The organism is Microcoleus sp. AT8-B5, assembly GCF_036705565.1.
Classification (GTDB): domain Bacteria; phylum Cyanobacteriota; class Cyanobacteriia; order Cyanobacteriales; family Microcoleaceae; genus Microcoleus.
In genome coordinates, this window is sequence record NZ_JAUBUY010000002.1 from 170,498 (window position 1) to 188,308 (window position 17,811).

14 protein-coding genes are annotated in these 17,811 nt (G+C 47.6%); 10 read left to right on the forward strand and 4 right to left on the reverse strand.

Going from position 1 to position 17,811, the window contains the following annotated elements; translation table 11 throughout:
* Positions 1–73 precede the first annotated feature (73 nt).
* From QUB39_RS02230 to rpmA, 5 genes are all read left to right on the forward strand, one after another.
* Positions 74–445: a c-type cytochrome gene (locus QUB39_RS02230; protein WP_333460178.1), complete on the forward strand. Its 372-nt coding sequence runs from the start codon at positions 74–76 to the stop codon at positions 443–445.
* 256 nt (positions 446–701) lie between these two features.
* Positions 702–1,199: a DUF3122 domain-containing protein gene (locus QUB39_RS02235; protein WP_333052043.1), complete on the forward strand. Its 498-nt coding sequence runs from the start codon at positions 702–704 to the stop codon at positions 1,197–1,199.
* Positions 1,200–1,523: 324 nt separating this feature from the next.
* Positions 1,524–1,739 (forward strand): hypothetical protein, encoded by a 216-nt coding sequence (locus tag QUB39_RS02240; RefSeq protein WP_015176895.1) that lies wholly within the window; start codon positions 1,524–1,526, stop codon positions 1,737–1,739.
* Positions 1,740–2,162: 423 nt separating this feature from the next.
* Entirely contained in the window at positions 2,163–2,555 is a 393-nt protein-coding gene (rplU, locus tag QUB39_RS02245; protein WP_333036112.1) for a 50S ribosomal protein L21, read from the forward strand.
* Between the two features lie 27 nt (positions 2,556–2,582).
* Positions 2,583–2,882, forward strand: coding sequence for a 50S ribosomal protein L27 (gene rpmA / locus QUB39_RS02250; protein WP_333052045.1), 300 nt, complete (start codon positions 2,583–2,585; stop codon positions 2,880–2,882).
* Positions 2,883–3,084: 202 nt separating this feature from the next.
* Here rpmA and thiS read toward each other — a convergent pair whose 3' ends face one another.
* Together thiS and QUB39_RS02260 are read right to left on the reverse strand one after the other, a co-directional pair.
* On the reverse strand, positions 3,085–3,297 hold the full coding sequence (gene thiS, locus QUB39_RS02255; protein ID WP_333207754.1) for a sulfur carrier protein ThiS: 213 nt from the start codon (positions 3,295–3,297) through the stop codon (positions 3,085–3,087).
* 100 nt (positions 3,298–3,397) lie between these two features.
* Complete coding sequence (locus QUB39_RS02260) at positions 3,398–4,480, reverse strand: thiamine phosphate synthase (RefSeq protein WP_333207755.1); 1,083 nt, start codon at positions 4,478–4,480, stop codon at positions 3,398–3,400.
* Positions 4,481–4,845: 365 nt separating this feature from the next.
* On the opposite strand from QUB39_RS02260, the gene QUB39_RS02265 reads away from it, so the two are divergent.
* Entirely contained in the window at positions 4,846–6,720 is a 1,875-nt protein-coding gene (locus QUB39_RS02265) for a DUF1565 domain-containing protein (protein WP_333207756.1), read from the forward strand.
* A 776-nt stretch (positions 6,721–7,496) separates the two neighbouring features.
* Here the strand turns inward: QUB39_RS02265 and QUB39_RS02270 are convergent.
* On the reverse strand, positions 7,497–8,174 hold the full coding sequence (locus QUB39_RS02270) for a peptidoglycan-binding protein (protein ID WP_333052055.1): 678 nt from the start codon (positions 8,172–8,174) through the stop codon (positions 7,497–7,499).
* Between the two features lie 545 nt (positions 8,175–8,719).
* Here QUB39_RS02270 and QUB39_RS02275 point away from each other — a divergent pair.
* The 4 genes from QUB39_RS02275 (at position 8,720) to QUB39_RS02290 (ending at position 16,169) form a co-directional block, all read left to right on the forward strand.
* Positions 8,720–9,931 (forward strand): transposase, encoded by a 1,212-nt coding sequence (locus QUB39_RS02275; RefSeq protein ID WP_333052058.1) that lies wholly within the window; start codon positions 8,720–8,722, stop codon positions 9,929–9,931.
* Positions 9,932–9,964: 33 nt separating this feature from the next.
* A complete protein-coding gene (locus QUB39_RS02280; RefSeq protein ID WP_333207757.1) occupies positions 9,965–11,953 on the forward strand; it encodes an SdrD B-like domain-containing protein in 1,989 nt (662 codons plus the stop codon).
* A 545-nt stretch (positions 11,954–12,498) separates the two neighbouring features.
* The gene (locus tag QUB39_RS02285; protein WP_333207758.1) at positions 12,499–14,910 is read left to right on the forward strand and encodes an SdrD B-like domain-containing protein; all 2,412 of its coding nucleotides are present in this window, start codon (positions 12,499–12,501) and stop codon (positions 14,908–14,910) included.
* 398 nt (positions 14,911–15,308) lie between these two features.
* Entirely contained in the window at positions 15,309–16,169 is an 861-nt protein-coding gene (locus tag QUB39_RS02290; RefSeq protein WP_333052065.1) for an SDR family oxidoreductase, read from the forward strand.
* 456 nt (positions 16,170–16,625) lie between these two features.
* Here the strand turns inward: QUB39_RS02290 and QUB39_RS02295 are convergent, their stop codons facing one another.
* On the reverse strand, positions 16,626–17,654 hold the full coding sequence (locus tag QUB39_RS02295; protein ID WP_333207759.1) for a hemerythrin domain-containing protein: 1,029 nt from the start codon (positions 17,652–17,654) through the stop codon (positions 16,626–16,628).
* Positions 17,655–17,811: the final 157 nt, after the last annotated feature.

Consider the following 17,811-nt stretch of genomic DNA (forward strand, 5'->3'; position numbering starts at 1 on the left):
TGAGTTAACCCCCAAAATGCGTACTTAGTGATATTATTAAATTCAGCACTATTTTTCAAATGGCAAATACAAAATGATTTCGCTAAAGAACTTAAAAAAAATTCTCACCGCCTTTCTATTGATACTGACACTGGGATTTGTAGAAATCGCCACTAATTCCCAAATTGCGATCGCAGATACAGCTACAAATCCCACAACCGCAGCCGAAGTCTTCACCACCAACTGTGCAGGGTGTCACATCAACGGCAGCAACATTATCAGGCGCGGCAAAAACTTGAAACAAAAAGCCTTAAAAAAATACGGCATGGATTCCATCGCCAACATTTCCAACTTAGTAACCAACGGCAAAGGTATTATGCCCGCTTACAAAGATCGTTTGTCGGAACAACAAATTATCGATGTTTCAGCTTACGTGCTATCGCAAGCTGAAACCGATTGGAAATAGAACATCGGTTGATTATTTAGGACTTACGCAATCGTGTCTCATCAACCCGGTTCCTTCCTGTAGTACAAAGAAACCGGGTTTCTTCAACAGAATCAGTAATGATGCGAGAACTGTAAAGAAACCCGGTTTCTGGGGTGTACGTCATAAACCTCGAATAGGCTGTATTATTATGCCGAATTCCTATCAATAGAAAGTCGGCGTTTTTTTAGGCTTTATTGTATGGTAAAATAAAGGAAAATTATCGGAGGATGGAAAGTTGAGAATACATTATTGGCGTCAAGCTTTAACTATTATTAGCTTGTGCTTGTATCTAATTTTAGCAGTTAGCCCGCCCGCTTTGGCTTCGATTCACAAATATCCCGAAACTGCTGAGACAGTAATGTTCCGATCCGTACAAAGCCTGCGTGATACAGACGATAAAGCATGGCAAGTTGTTTTGTACAAGCGCGTAAAGTCGGGAGTAGTAAAGTCTTTAAATCTGAGATTAGTAGGATTTCCCGGAACAGAATTGCAGCATCCTGTTTCGCTGAAAGTTGCGGCGGGCAAGCGGGAAATTGGCAATGCTAATGATATTTGGAGCGAGTCGAATTTGCCAATTAATGTCGGAGAATACGATTTTAAATCAATAATTACACAATTGGAAAGCAATCGACCTTTGCTGTTGAGTTTGCCCGTGAAAAATCAAAAAGGAACAGAATTGCTGGTTCCTCCTTTTGCTGTGAGAGAATGGCGGCTGTTGTCTGACAAAAACTAAAGATACCAATTTAAGCGCACTCTACATTTAAAAGCCATACAATTTCCCATGTCACAAATCGCTATGTTTAAATATGCCTTAAGGTAGATTTAACGTATTTGAAGAATAATGTGGTCTGGCAAAAACTAAAGATACCAATTTAATAGCACTCTACATTTAAAATCGCTACGATTTCATCAATGTATCAAAAATAACTTTATTTACATAGACCTTAAGGTAGATTTAACCTATTTTAAGGGTAATTATGAAACAAACTAAAAACTGAGTTAGTCAGGTGACAAAACTTCAGTGTTTTAACGTAGGTGTATTCAGGGTAAATCTACTATGACTTTAATCAGTAAAATTGTCCGAAAAGCTTTGGCAACAGGTTACTTAACGGTTGAGGCCGAAGAACAGTTGCGACAGCAGTTGCAGATGACCAAGTATGGTTTAGAAGATTTTGAGGCTTTTATTAATTTGCAGAAAGAGGTTATGGAGGGTAGGGTGAAACAGCAAGCTTTGGAATTGTTACGATCGCGCAAATGTTCTGCGACTGCTTGAATCGAGTTCGATCGACCTTTTGGAGAAATGGGATAAAAAAGTTAAAGCATCTTCTATATTTTATCCCTAACAGGGCTTACGCATTAAGACCGAAGAAACCGGGTTTTTTACCTAATCTCTGGCTGAAAACGAAGAATTTTCGTAAAAACACCCGGTTTCTGACCACCCGTGCGTAAGTCTTACCTAATTAGAACTTTCCAGCGCGATCGAACTTGACAAAAATACCAAAATCGCGAATAATGGTAGATTGTCTGTCTAAATCCGGCTCGGATCAGGTTAAGACATTCCAAAAGCTGAAAGAAAACTGTCATCCGTCAAAAGTCGCCAGTCAAAAGTTCACAACAACGGACAACGGACAACGGACAACGGACAACGGACAACGGACAACTCAGCTACCTGTACGGCAATCTCAACAACCATCCCATGACTTACGCAATCATTGAAACCGGCGGCAAACAATTTCGGGTAGAACCAGGCCGCTTCTACGACATCGAACTGCTTCACGTTGAAGCTGAATCCAAAGTCACCATAGACAAAGTATTTCTGATCCAGCACGAAGGCGAGGTTCATATCGGCCAGCCTCTACTAGAAAATGCCACTGTAGAAGGAACGGTTCTCCGGCATTTCCGGGGCCGCAAAGTCCTCGTCTACAAGATGAAGCCGAAAAAGAAAACTCGGAAGAAAAAAGGGCACCGTCAAGAAACAACTCGCTTTATGATTGACTCGATTAGCGTCAACGGTACAGTCTTGGCCGCCAGAGACTTAACTCAAGCAGTTGTTGAAACTCCCCAAACCGCCGAAACTGATTCAGAATAAAACATAGTAAATACAGTTGAGGATATTATGGCCCACAAGAAAGGTACAGGCAGTACACGTAACGGACGCGATTCTAATTCTCAGCGTCTGGGTGTCAAAAAGTACGGCGGTCAGGTTGTCAAAGCTGGCAACATTTTGATCCGTCAACGCGGCACTAAAGTTCACCCTGGTAATAATGTTGGTATCGGCAGAGATGATACTTTGTTTGCCATGATTGACGGTGTGGTGACTTTTGAAAGAAAAGGCAAAACTCGCAAGAAAGTCAGCATTTATCCTGTTGTAGCAGCACCTGTGGCTGAAGCTGTGGCTGAAGCTGTCGCAGTTTAATTCTACGTTCCTAGGTTCGGCTGATTCCTGATAACTTAACGTAGAACCGATAGTCCGACAGGGGTTGAAACCCCTGCCTCAAAGCTAAAGTCCTCGCTATGAGGACCGAAGAACTCATTAGTCCTCTTGAGAGGACTTTAGCTATTAGCCAGGGAATTCATTCCCTGGCGGAATAGAGGTTTAATTTGTCACCAATTTGTGGCTAGCCTCCTCCGACAATTGTGACAACTTCTAAGATGTCGCCCTCTTGCATTTGTGTAGTTTCCCAAAATTGTTTGTGCAGAATTTCCCCGTTGTACTCCACAGCCACCAAGCGCGGGTTTAATCCCAATTGTTCTAGTAATTCTGGTAACGGTGTGTCGATCGCACAATTGCGGGTTTCTCCGTTAACTTGCAGCGCAATTTGATTTATCATAAGTAAAAAAATATCAGTTTTCAGGGCGGGTTTGGTAACAAAATTATATTTTATGCACAGATTTCCTGTGCTAAACCCGCCCTACAAATCCCCAATCAACCTAGCTTTTCCCGTGCAAAGCTTTCTGAGCTTTCAGATTCTGCATCCGAATCAACTGCGAGATGAAAAACTGCGTCACTAAAGTAGGCTGTTCTGCTTCCATAATCGCGCGTACTATGGCAACCCTTTGAGCTCCGGCATTCAATACTTCATCGAGGTTGTTGATATCAATTCCGCCGATCGCAAACCACGGAATCGGTGACTTAGTAGCAGCATACCGCACATAGTCCAAACCTGCGGCCTGTTTATCAGGTTTAGTAGGAGTGGAGTAGACCGGCCCAACTCCAATATAATCTGCTCCCGCATCAACCGCTCGCTGCATTTCCTCGCCATTCGTAGTCGAACAACCGATGATCCGTCCCGGGCCGAGCAACTTGCGCGCTTCCGCCACAGGCAAATCTTGCTGTCCTAAGTGTACGCCGTCGGCATCCGCTGCGATCGCAAAATCCACGCGATCGTTCACAATCAGCAAAGCATCGTAGCGGTGACAAAGTTCGCAAAGCTTACGCGCGTTGGCCAGCTTTGCGCCGTCGTCTGAGGTTTTGTCGCGGTACTGCACCAAAGTCAGTCCCCCTTGCAAAGCAGCTTCCACGACTCCCATCAAGTTGTCTCTCGGCGAAGTTACAAGGTATAACTGCGATCGAAGTAACTGCTGGTAGCGCCGGTAAGCCAGCAAATCGCTTTCGAGAGTATAAACCCGATAGCGCATCTGCTTAAAAGCCGCGCCCATATTCCGATCGTAAATTTTGCCATACTCTTCGAGTACCCGCAAAGCTTCTTCCACCCGACAGAAATTCGCCTCCAGTAGCTGCTGAATGCTCGAACGCTGCTCTTCCTGCGGGTGAGTCAACTCCGTACCCGGATCGGCCGGCGTATCCCTAGCACTTCGCAATTCTGCGACGTGCCAAGCAGCCAATTCTTGACGCAGTTGCTTGCACTCCCCAGCTAAATCGGCGCTGTTGAGACCAAACCTGCACCATTCTTCAATAATTCTCAACCCTTCGCGCGATCGATCTAAATTTGCATCTAAAATCCGGCAGAGGGCTGGCTGTGCCGGTAAAGTTCTGTTTTGTTTGTCGGTCATTCACAACCACCCTAATTATAATTAATCCTACCAGTCAAACCGCTATATTCTCCCACGCCGTCATTCGATTTTAGATTTTAGATTTTGGATTTTGGATTGACTTGCGCGAGATAAATTCGGGGGACGCAAGGATTTTAGATTTGAGATGCTTTCGATTGATTCCACGGATCGAGAGGGGGGGCTTGTACCACCTTTGAAATTCTTGGTCAAGATCGTAGCAAAGCGATCGGCCTAATTTTTACCTCAACCGATTTAATTTAGACAAATTTTTAAGTTTTATTGAATTTGAGAAAAACGAAGCATAATAGATCAAACTTGATGAGAGTGAAATCGTTAAGCTGCATACCACACTTGGGAGGAGAGCCGTGAGGTTAGCAGAACAACACAAAAGATTAAGGGAGAACAACCCAAGCAGGCGGGCGTCTTTAAATTTCGATCGCGAAAACCCGACACGAAACACCGGAGGCGAAACTCGGATCACAGATAAGTTGCGTTTGTTTATGCTGATTTACTTACAACAGACCTGGTGCAAAGAAAAGCGATCGCAAAAATCTTGTTTGAGTTCTTGCCTTCTACTCGTCTTTGCGATGACCGCCCTTGGCAACCATCAACCGTCAGTTATCGCTGCCGGGATACCCGGAGTGCAGCTACTTTCTCAGACCCTAGAGAGCGAGATTAACATACTGTACGTCAGCTCGATCGGGGGCAGCGACACAGGAGGCAACGGCAGCGATCGAGCTCCGTTTAAAACCCTTACCTACGCCTTAAGCGTGGCCCCGCCCAAAACAGCTATTTTGCTAGCGCCCGGTACTTACAGCGAGCAAACCGGCGAAAAATTTCCATTAATGCTCAGGCCCAGCGTAACAGTTCAGGGAAATCCCAACACTCGCGGTCAGAATATTGTCATCAAAGGCGGAGGATACTTTATCAGTCCGACTTCGGCGGGTCAAAATATTGCGATTTTAGGCGCAGACGGGGCGGGACTCAGCGGGGTGACGGTGACGAATACCAACTCTCGCGGTTACGCTTTGTGGATCGAATCGAGTTCTCCGACAGTTGTCAACAATACTTTTTCTGGGAGCACTCACGACGGAATTTCGGTAGTGGGTACTTCCAGGCCGACGATTGGCGGGAATGTTTTCTCGAAAAATGGAGCTAACGGCATCACGATTTTTGGCAGTTCCCAGCCGGAAGTTCGAGATAATGTGTTTGAAAACACGGGATTTGGGGTAAATGTAGCGCAGAACGCTTCGCCTCTGCTGATTGGGAACAAAATTACTCGCAATAAGGACGGCGTAGTGGTGCAAGCTAATGCTAGACCGGTGCTGCGTAACAATTATATCGAGAGTAATCGGCGGGACGGAATTGTGGCGATATCGAGTTCTCTGCCGGATTTGGGAACAGCAGCCGAACCAGGGGGCAATGTCATTCGCAACAACGGCCAGTACGATGTGAACAATGCGGCCAAAGGTCAAGTAATCCCAGCTTACGGCAATCAATTGTCGAGCAGCCGGACGACGGGATCGGTTGATGTGGCGGGAACTTTTACCCCAGGGCCAATGGGGGGAAGTGCTTTGCAGCGTATAGCCGATCGACCTCCCAGCATCGGTGGCCCCGACACTTCTCTCCCTGTTTACACTCCTGGACGGCTAAGTCCCAGAGTTGAAAGAGCGCCACTTCCCCCGCCTGCGCCCGTTTCCAGGCGACCGGTGCAAAATCGACCCGCACCGCGAAGCGCCCAGCGCCAAGAGCTTTCTGGGAGGAATGTCGGTGCTTCATCGGTAGTCCCAGGGACAATCGCAATTCCTGTGCCCGATCCGAATTATCGATCTGTTTCAGAAATTTCGGTACAGCAATCAATGATTCCTCCCAATTTTGATAGTTCGAGTTCGGTTTCTTCCGAGGGGAGATTGCCGGTTCCGGGCCGCAACATTCCGATCGGAAGGGGCGGCTATGTACCTGCTGCTTTAGGGGGGAATTCTTGGCCTGATGCCGCGGATAATTCGCCGTCATTCGATCGAGCCAGAGCTTTGGGTTTCCGGTATCGAGTTGTGGTGGATGCCAACAGTTGGGGCGATCGACAAAAAATGCAATCCCTCGTTCCCGGTGCTTTTCGCTCTTTTTCCAGCGGACGACCGGTGATCCAAGCCGGTGCTTTTCGGGAACGCGAAAAAGCTGAGGAATTGCTAGAAATGCTCAGCGCTAACGGTTTGAATGCTCAAATTGAAGAAATTAAATAGTTATTGGGCATTGGGAATTGGGCATTGGGAATTGGGCATTGGGCATTGGGAATTGGGCATTGGGAATATCCTTTCCGGCTAAGCTGTTCGGCATTTAAAGGAGGTTAACCAATAACCAATAACCAATAACCAACAACAAAATTTTAGGGCCTAGCATATCGGATGCCAGACCCTAAAAACTTTGTAAATTAAGTTGATTCAAGTGGGATTTTAGCTCTACTGAGTTTCAGCAAACTACAACTAAGGTGGACTTTTTTGCAACTACTCTGGAGACGAGCTAGCTATCAGCGGAGTCTATTCAGACTTCTGTGTTTGACTGTGCGATCGCAACTTTTGATTCATGCAATAGCCTCAAGCTATCTAACCAATACGAATCGCAATATCAACCTTTCTTTGCTAATAAGCTACACGGTTCAGGCGTTGCCTGCGGACTAGAGCCGATCGGGACAAATACTCTAATTCCAAATTTTTTATCCAAGTTTTTTGTGCTTCTTGGTTTTGCCCCTCATGTTTTTAAGTTAACACCAACTCCGCCCATAAAAACACTTTGTTTACCAAACTTGACACTTTTTGATGTGATGAAATACTTCCCAAATCGATTATTAACAATTTGTAAAATTAGTAGGTCGCACAATGTGCAGTTTGCTAATAAAATCTCGACTTTGGGGATATCAGAAACCGGGTTTTTTTACAAAAATACGGCGTTACATCCAGAGTTATAGGTAAAAAAGCCGGTTTCTTGAGTCTTGCTGCGTCCAAGACTCTACACCTTGCTGTCAACGCAGCAGAGCTTCCCAAGTTGCGCGACCGACAATGCCGTCTGCTGGCAATTGGTATTGTCGCTGAGCCGCCTTGACAGCAGCTTGAGTTTCCGGGCCAAACACGCCGTCAGCACTCACCCGCAAAAATCCCTTGGCCCGCAGCCGCTCTTGCAAATCTCTGACTGCCGGCCCCCGCATTCGTCTTCTCAAAACTGGAAAATTGGTTGGCTGCGCTTCGGGGCTAATCTCTGAGTTGTCGCCAGTTACAGGATCGTTGGCGATCGGGTTTTCGATCGCGCTCGGAGTCGCAGGAAACAGCCGATTCCAAGTATCTTGACCGACTATGGCGTCGGGAGGCAAGCCTGCTGCTTCCTGAAACTGAGACACAGCTCTAGCGGTGCTTTGTGAGAAAATCCCGTCTACAGAGCCAGTATAAAAGCCCAACAATTGAAGAGCAGCTTGGAGTTCGATCACTTCCGAGCCGCGGCTGCCCAATTTGATTGCGGGGCGGACGATCGCACCTGTTTGAGCGATCCGGCTGTTGCTGTTAACTTGTTCGGAGGTAGGTAGCTGTGCGACAGCAGGAGTAGGGGCGATCGAGCCTATTGCCAATAAACCGCACAAACTCCAGCCAAAGAGCAAACTCGGAACCTCGCGGGCGTCATTCCAGCTTGCTGTCAAGTTTTGGGACATTGGGAATTCGACCTCTGCAAAACTGGTAGCGATCGTACATCAAATCTGGAAAAAATTGGGAATTTCGGCAACGAGCAATCTACGGGATGTAACCGATGGATGTTAAGCCAATAAGTCAAGCGTGAAGTTCGGCAACGCATTGGCAAGGGAGAATTTAACGGATGGATGTTAAGCCAACAAGTCAAGCGTGAAGATTTTTCCCAATCTCCCCCTCTCCCCCTCTCCCAATCTCCCCCTCTCCCCATCTCCCCCTCTCCCCATCTTCCCCTCTCCCAATCTCCCCCTCTCCCAATCTCCCCCTCTCCCCCTCTCCCCCTCTCCCCCTCTCCCCTTCCCTTTCCTAAAAAAAATTTATAAATAATATCCTGAAAACCCCGCGACTTTAGTCCGGGGATGAAAGGGGCAAGGAGGCTTTAGCCTCCCAGTCTATTTTCTTAGATTTCAGGATGGCGCTGTAGAGTAAAGCTATGTAAATCTTTGTGAACCCTCAGAGTAAGGTTAAGCCAATGCTGCTAGCATAAGACTATCGTGATCAGGTCGAAGTCATGTTAGTTTTCGAGTTCAAAGCATACGGTAAAAAGCAGCAATTTGACGCTGTAAACGAAGCAATTAGAACGGTGCAGTTCATCCGAAACAAAGCATTGCGGTTTTGGATGGAAAACGAAAATGTCGATAAATACGCATTGAACAAGTATAGCGCTGTTTTAGCTAAGGAATGGACGTTTTGCGATGACTTGAATAGCATGGCTCGACAATCTAGCTCAGAAAGAGCGTGGTCGGCGATCTCCCGATTCTACGACAACTGTAAAAAGAAAGTCCCAGGAAAAAAAGGATTCCCGCAATTCCAGAAAGACAACCGATCCGTCGAGTACAAGACTACGGGATGGCGCTTGGCAGACGACCGAAAATCCATCACTTTTACCGACAAGCAAGGAATCGGGAAGCTCAAATTAAAAGGAACACGCGACTTACATTTCTATCAGCGTAGTCAAATTAAGCGAGTACGTTTGGTGAGACGGGCAGACGGATATTATGTCCAGTTTTGCATTCAAGTTAACCGTTCTGAAAAGACTGAAGTCACAGGTAACGCCATCGGGTTAGACGTAGGAATTAAAGAGTTCTACACAGACTCAAATGGGGTTGCAATTGAGAACCCGCGTTTCCTCCGCAAGGGAGAACGCAGGTTGAAAAAATCCCAAAGACGAGTCTCAAAGCGAGTCAAGGGTTCACAAAACAGAAAAAAAGCTAGAGCGATTCTAGGGAAGCGCCACCTCAAAATAAGTAGACAGCGTAAAGATTTTGCCGTGAAGTTAGCAAGATGCGTCATCCAGTCTAACGACTGTGTAGCCTACGAAGACTTGAGGATCAAAAATATGGTGAAGAATCACTCTTTAGCAAAATCGATTAACGACGCATCTTGGTATATGTTCCGAATTTGGTTGGAGTATTTCGGCAAAGTATTCGGAAGAATTACGATTGCCGTACCAGCTAACGGAACAAGTCAAGAATGCTCTAGCTGCGGAACAATTGTTAAGAAAAGTCTATCAACACGAACCCACGCTTGTCGGTGTGGATGCGTATTAGATCGTGACTGGAACGCAGCTAAAAACATCCTAAGTCGGGGATTAAGTACGACGGGGCACGTCGGAACTAGGATCTTAGATCCGAACGCTTGTGGAGAATTGACCGCTACCGATGTTGAAGTAATTCTGCATCGGCAAGTTGATTCTGCGAATCAAGAATCCCCTCGGCTTTAGCCAGGGGAGTGTCAACCCCTGAAATAGCTGCAATTGGCAAAAAAACTGCTAGATTGCCCTACAGAAAACATTGAACCGCGTTCATTGGGCCCCAGCAACACCATGTCCGAATTCAGAACCGCCAGCCAAATAGACATCGGCAACGTCAACATCGGGAACTTCCAAGTCGGCAGCATCAGCGGCACTAAATACAACGATTTTAACGCCAACGGCCTCCCAGATCCCGGAGAAGTCCCCATTCCCAACTGGCAAATCTACCTCGACCTCAACAACAACGGCCAGCTTGAGTTTAACGAACCTTCCACCCTCACAAACCCGCAAGGCAACTACATCTTCGCCAACCTGCCACCGGGCACTTACCAAGTTAGGGAAGTCCAGCAGCCGAACTTTCGCCAAACTACCCCAAATCCCGCACCCATCACAATTACCAGTGGCACAAACGCTGGCAATATCAATTTTGGCAACAACTTCAACGCAGGGACGATCGCAGGCACAAAATTCAACGACATCAACAACAACAGCAGCCGAGATCCTGGGGAACAAGGGCTAGCTAACTGGCAAATTTACCTCGACCTCAACCGCAACAACAGGCTAGACGGCGACGAACCTTTTACCTTTACAAACGTTGAAGGCAATTACGCTTTTGTCAATATTCCCGCAGATACATATTTGGTGAGAGAAGTCCAGCAACCGGGTTTTCTTCAAACCACGCCTGACCCCGGCCCGGTTAACGTTACTTCCAACGCCACTGTCAACAACATCAATTTTGGCAATGTCTTTTTTGTCGGCAGCATCAGCGGTGTCAAGTTCAACGACCTCAATGCCAACAGCGTCCGAGATGCGACAGACCCGCCTCTGACCAACTGGCAAATTTACCTCGACCTCAACGGCAACGGCAGCTTTGATCCGGGCGAACCCAACACCATCACCAACCCGCAAGGGAACTACACTTTTGCCAATGTTTCTCCCGGCAGATATTTGGTCAGGGAAATCCAGCAACCAGGATGGGTACAGACTACGCCAAATCCAGGCCCGATCGACATCACCGGCAATACCAACGCAGTCGGCGTCAATTTCGGCAACAATTTTCCCACCGGCAGCATCAGCGGCTTCAAGTTCAACGACCTCAACGCTAACGGTATCAACGAACCGACGGAACCGAGAGTTGCCAACTGGCCGATTTACGTTGATTTCAACAACAACGGCAGTTTAGATCCGGGCGAACCTTCGACTTTAACCAACCCCGAAGGTAATTTCTCTTTTATCAATTTGCCTCCAGGAACCTATGTCGTGAGGGAAGTCCCGCAGCCCGGTTTTCAACAAACCACGCCAAATCCGACTCCGATTAGCGTGGGCAACGGCACAAATGCCACTAATCTCAGCTTTGGCAATGTATTGGTGACTGGCACGATCAGCGGTGTGAAATTTAACGATTTTAACGCCAACGGCCGCCTAGATCCTGGGGAACCGCCGATCGCCAATACTCAAATTTACATCGACCTCAACAACAACAGCAGTTTAGATCCGGGTGAAGCGAGTACCTTAAGCGACCTTGAGGGCAATTACAGTTTCCGTAACGTTCCGGTAGGTAGTTATGTTGTCAGGGAAGTTCCGCCCCCCGGTTTTATTCAAACTACTCCGCCTGCGGTGGTTGTTGTCTCGGCAGAGATTCGGGCCAGCAGCATCGATTTGGTAACGGGAGAGGCTGAGGGTAGGGCGGCTAAATCCTGGAAGGGCGACCCGCTGACGGATGCCAACAGCTATACCGGACCCGAACCTGCAGGTAATATGAGGGCCGATAGCTTGCTTTTGAGCCAGGGTCATGATAGCGATCGAATTAGTAAATTTTTGAGTGATGGATTTTTTGCAAATTTAGGCAATATTCCTAACTTTGGGCAACAGAATTTAGGTTTGAATCATAATGCACAAATCGGTAAATTTGTCAATAGAAATGAATTAATTAATGGGGCGATCGCTCACTCGTTTGTGCAGATGGGCGCGAGAGATTTCTCGGTTATGTAGGGTGACACAAAAGTCGATCGCCCCACATCCCAAACCGCAGATAAAAATTAGGAAGAGGTTAAAGGGCGATCGCGTGATACCCTATTGTTGGCAACCTCCAACGCATAGCCAGAGTTCCGGGAAGCCCAAAGCTGGCTTGTATATGAGGAGCAAGATTCAGAGGTAGTATCATACCTGTTTTTAGGAATTATCAGACAATTCCCCAAGTGCGATCGCCCTCGTGGCATGGTCGCTCAATTCACCGAGGTTCAGTGAATCTTAACGTTGTTCCAGCTCTAAACAGCAAGTGTCCACGGGCAGAAGAACTCAGGGCGCAAATCTTGAAGATATTGCGCTCAAATTGCCACAGCTATTCAAAACCTGATATAATCTCGTGCGACAAAGCTGGAGTAAGCCTGATGTTAGATGAGGAACCTTCGAGCAACGTAGACGTATGTATGATTGAGTAGCGATCGTCAGTCGCTAGCAGCAGCTAACTGCTGATTGACAAAGTGATACAGTAGCCTGTAGCTTACGTAGATTTAGGTGTGAAGGAAAAGAAAATCATGGCAGAAGAAAGAATAGCTAGTCAGGTACTTCCTGTATTACCCCCAATAGTGCTACCGCCAACCATCAATTTTGGCAACGCTCCTGCGGGTATCCAGGGTACCAAGTTCAATGACCTCAACGGCAACGGCATTCGAGAGCCAGGCGAACCGGGGCTCCGCGACGTCCAAATCTTTATTGACACCAATAACAACACCACTGTCGATCCAGGTGAACCCTCGACGCTGACAAACGCCAGCGGAAACTTCGTATTTCCAGGCTTGCTTCCAGGCACCTATACAGTCAGGGAAATCTCGCCACAGGGTTTCAGCCCGACAACTCCCAACCCAGTCGTCGTCACCCTCACGGGAACTAATGCCACAGTGTTGTTCGGCAATGCTCCCGTCCCGGCCGGTCAGATTATTGGCTGCAAATACCTCGACGTAGACAACGACGGCTTTCGAGACGGGAGTGAACCCCCGATGGAAAACGTCAGAATCTATATCGATTCCAACAACAACGGTCAGCTAGATGACGGGGAAGCCACTACCTTAACTGATAGCAACGGCGAGTTCCGATTCACCGGTTTGCCCGCAGGGCTATACCGGATTCGGGAAGAGCGCGCCAACGGGCCAGGTACTGAACCTTTAGAAAGAGATTTTCCCCAAAGCACCCCCCCCGGCAGCACCCCCCTGCTTGACGTGAACCTCGGCCCTGGCGAAATCTGGACCAGCGCTCAAGTGGGCAACACTCCCCTCTACGAAATCCCGATCTTCAAATTCCGGGACGACAACGCCAACGGCATACAAGATGGAGGCGAAGTTCCCCTCGAAGGCATCCCGTTCATCCTTGATTTGAACCGGAACGGCCGGACAGACGCGGGCGAACCGCAGGTCTTCACTGGCGCTGATGGTAGGGCTACCTTCAGAGATTTGAAAGCTGGCAGTTACTCGGTATTGGAAACCTTTGAAACCTTCATACCCAACCAGCCGCCAATTAACACTACCCAGAACCCGGTAGAAGTTACAGCCCCTGGCGCCCTATCGCGGCAGCAGGGAACGCTGCCTTTCATAGTGGCCGATCCCATAGTTCTCGGTAACCAGCGGGTCATTTCGGCGAACTTCCCGCCCCCGTTCCCGCCTGTCAACCCGGAACCCGCAGTCTTTTTCACCCCGATTTTGGTAAATCCAGGTAGCGGTGCTGTCGGGAATACGCGCCCTAACATCACGATCTTCAAATACAACGATCAGAACGCTAACGGTCGTTACGAACCGGCCAACATTCCACTAGAATTAGGAATTCGCGGCGTCACGGTCTACCTTGATGCCAACGACAACGGCGTCCTCGACCCAGAGGAACAGTCGCTAGTAACTGATGCCAACGGGCGCGGTGCTTTCACCAACCTGGAACCGGGCAATTATGTGGTTCGGGAAGTGCCACAGGTGGGTTTTAGTCCTACTACTCCGGAGCGGGTGCAGTTCAACCTCAGCACTCAAGATGCCAACGTCGTCTTTGGCAACACCCCCAACAGCCGGATCACTGGGACCAAATTCCAAGACTTGAACGGCAACGGCTACCGAGACGGCTTTGAAACGCCGATCGCAGGAGTCACAATCTTCCTCGACACCAACGGTAACGACGCCCTTGATGACGGAGAAGCAAGTACCGTCAGCGATCAGTTCGGTCGCTGGGAGTTTGGCAATTTGACCCCCGGTATTTACCGAGTCCGGGAAGTGGTGCCTTCCAATTCTTTCCAAACTACTCAACCACTAGACATCGTTCTGGGCGCAAACCAAACCTTTACTTGTGCTTTGGTGGGCAACGGCCAGTTCTTTAACTTGATAGTTCCCAAATTCCGGGACGACAACCGCAACGGCCTGCAAGATCAGGGTGAGCCTCCTTTGGAGGGCATCCCATTCACTTTGGATTTGAACCGGAACGGCCGCTACGATGCTGCTACCGAGCCTCTGGTAAGGAGTGATGCGACTGGTACTGCCCTGTTCACCAATTTAGCTCCGGGCAACTACTCGGTATTGGAAGTTTTCAACGATCCGAATGTTCCCAACCAGTTCCCGATTCCGACAGGGCCTAACCCTGTTACGTTCTCTGTGCCGGGGCCAAATACTTTTGTAACGCCGATCGTGCCGGCGCCAGTACCGACGGAACAAGGAATAGCTATTCGGAGCATCGATCCGCTGACTGGCGACACGGGTGTGATTGATACTCCAGATAGTCTGACTAACGTCAGTGGCTCAGTCGCTCCACAAGTCAGCTTTGACAACTCGATCGTACTTGAGAATGCTGGTGCGGCTAATATTATTGGCAAGAAGTTGGAAGAGGGGGCACAGGCTGCGATCCTACCGTTTTTAGCAGCTCAGCGTGATGAATCATTGTTCGTCGGTGCTCCTGAGCCTACGAATTTGCTGTTTTAATCTTAAGTTAGGTTTCTAGTTCGAGACTCAGCAATTAGCAACTAGCTTCTTTAAAAAGCACGTCAAATGATGTTTTGACGTGCTTTTTGCTGTTTTGACAATAATTAGAGGCTCGCGGGGCGGGTTTATCGATTTCTTTAATTACCGGAAATATTTTTCGTGAAACCCGCCTCTACAACAAATATATCCCGATGCTCGTAGGGGCGCGTTTTACCGACAATCTTTGAGGAAAACTCACAATTTATATAAACCAGCCCGCCACAATCATGGGATCGGCTGACGGGTTTATTTATCTCTTTAATTACTGTCTTTAGTCGTAGAGCGCGATCAGCAAAAAGAGCGATTCCCTAGTGACAGAAAACCTTTATTTATAGAGGTAGAACTTAGAGGAATTTTTTATGCCAACCGAACAGAAGATTAATCCGGCTCAACATCAAGAACAACAACCCGGTATTGAATCCGAGATGACTCCACAACCTCAATCCTTCGCGGAGGGATATCGTGGTAGCGACAAATTGCGCGACAAAGTAGCCTTAATTACCGGCGGAGACAGTGGGATCGGGCGCGCCGTGGCGATCGCCTTTGCCAAGGAAGGCGCTAACGTGGTCATCAGCTATCTTAACGAAGATGATGATGCTAAAAAGACCAAAGAGGCGATCGAACAACAAGGCCAGCGCTGTATGGCGATCGCCGGCGACATCGGCGATGAAAGCGTCTGCCAAAACCTTGTAGAACAAACAGTTAAAGAATTTGGCCATCTCGACATCCTCGTCAACAACGCCGCCGAACAGCATCCCCAAGAAAGCATCGAAAACATCACCGCCGAACAATTAGAGCGCACCTTCCGCACCAACATTTTCTCGATGTTTTATCTCACCAAAGCCGCTCTCAAACACCTCAAAGAAGGAAGTGCAATTATCAACACTACCTCTGTCACCGCTTACAAAGGCAATCAACAATTGTTAGATTACTCCTCCACCAAAGGAGCAATTGTTGCCTTTACTCGCTCCTTGTCTCAAAGTTTAGCTGAGAAAGGAATTCGCGTCAACGGAGTCGCCCCCGGCCCGATTTGGACGCCTCTAATTCCTGCAACTTTCCCTGAAGAAAAAGTGGAAAAATTTGGTGCAGATACGGCCTTGGGACGCGCCGGTCAACCCGATGAAGTTGCCCCCAGCTACGTGTTTTTAGCTTCAAAAGATTCGTCTTACATGACTGGTCAAATTTTGCATCCCAACGGCGGTTCTGTGATTAATGGCTAAAATCTTCTTGCTCCCAATCCTCGTAGGGGCGGGTTTCACCGAAAATCTTTGATGTAATTCATAATCTAAATAAACCCGCCCTCCAAAACTAGGGGAGCGGGTTTATTTAGATTATGAATTTCCCAAAATACAGCATATTCGGTGGTTCATGAAGTACAGTATCCGCCTTAATTGTTGGTACATTGTTATGTAGGGTGCGGATCTGCTCATGTTTAATGAAACTTGCAGATTGACTGGTGGCGACGCACCGATGCTTACGACAAGATTGTGTTTACCGCATATACATGGAATATGCTGTATCTTTCGTGAAACCCGCCCCTACAAATAAATAATATATTTATTTTTTTAACTTGTCTTTCAAAAAACAGTAATCCCGCCACGTTGGTAGCGGGATTGATAGGTTGCAGTTTAGCTAGTTTTTAGCTCAGCTAGAGCTACAATTAGCTCGCTGCTAAATTATTTCAGGTTAGCCATTTCTTGCTGCATTGTGCTTTTGGCTGCTTTGAATTGAGTAGCCATTTGTTCCATTTGCGCTTCGCTCAAGTTGCGGCGAATTTGAGCGAACATATCGCTTTCTTCTTCTTTAACGTGCTCCTGAACTGCTGTTTGGAGCTGTTTGATTTGGGCTTTGAAATCAGAAGAACTGGGGTTCATTGACTTAATCTTGGCGAGCATTTGCTTCATTTCTGCTTGCTCGTTGTACAGTTCTTGAGTGTTGCTGTAGTAGCTGCGAATTGCTGGGTAAACAATTTGTTCTTCTGCTTCTGCGTGGACGCTTAAATCTTTGTACAACTGACCGAAGAATTCTTGCAGTTTTTTCGGATCGTCGGTGCTTGCGATTTCCATAAAGAGGGTATCGGCTTTCCGGTGATCCATGGTGAGGATTTCGGTGATGTTCATCTCATCTTTGCTGCGGGTAACTGCACCGCCGATGATGCCGGTCATGGCTGCCATTGCATCTTGCACGCGAGCCCAAACGCCTTGGTCGGGGTCTTTGCCTGTCAGTTCGCGGACGCCTAAAATTTCGAGAACTCCTTTGAGTTGTTCTTGGTGAGCGCGGTTCTCAAAGTTAACTGTGTTGAGCGGGGTAATGGCAGCTTCGATGTCGGCGCCGACTACTTGAGCGGCTTTGTGAATTAACAAACCTGCCATTGTTTGTTTGTGTTTGAGCAGTTCGTGCTGCGTGACTTTTTCAAACAATGTCAGTTCAGAACCTTGCATGAGTTTCTGAACTTCTTCAATCATTTTTGTGCTGGTTTCTTTGGGTTCGGCTTGAATGCCGTATTGCACGATCGTAGTTTCTAATACGCCCAAGTTTTTGCGATCGTCTTCGAGCATATCCCGGAAGCGCTGGGCTAGTTCGGAGTCGTTACAGGAATTGATGAATAATTGCTCGTTGGCGATCAACAGGTTTTGCAGCGCTTTCATGTCTGCTAATTTAGTTGCGATCGCTTGGCGCTTGGTATCTTCTAAGGTAGCTACCATCTGTCGTTTCTCCTCTCAATGTCTTTAGTGTTCTTACATCTCTTAATTTATTGAAATATTCTGATAACATCCTCTTTCTCCCGACTGATTCATTAATATCCCGCGCAACCTATTGACTTTTGAGCAAAAAAATGGTAATTAATTAAGGCTAAGGTCG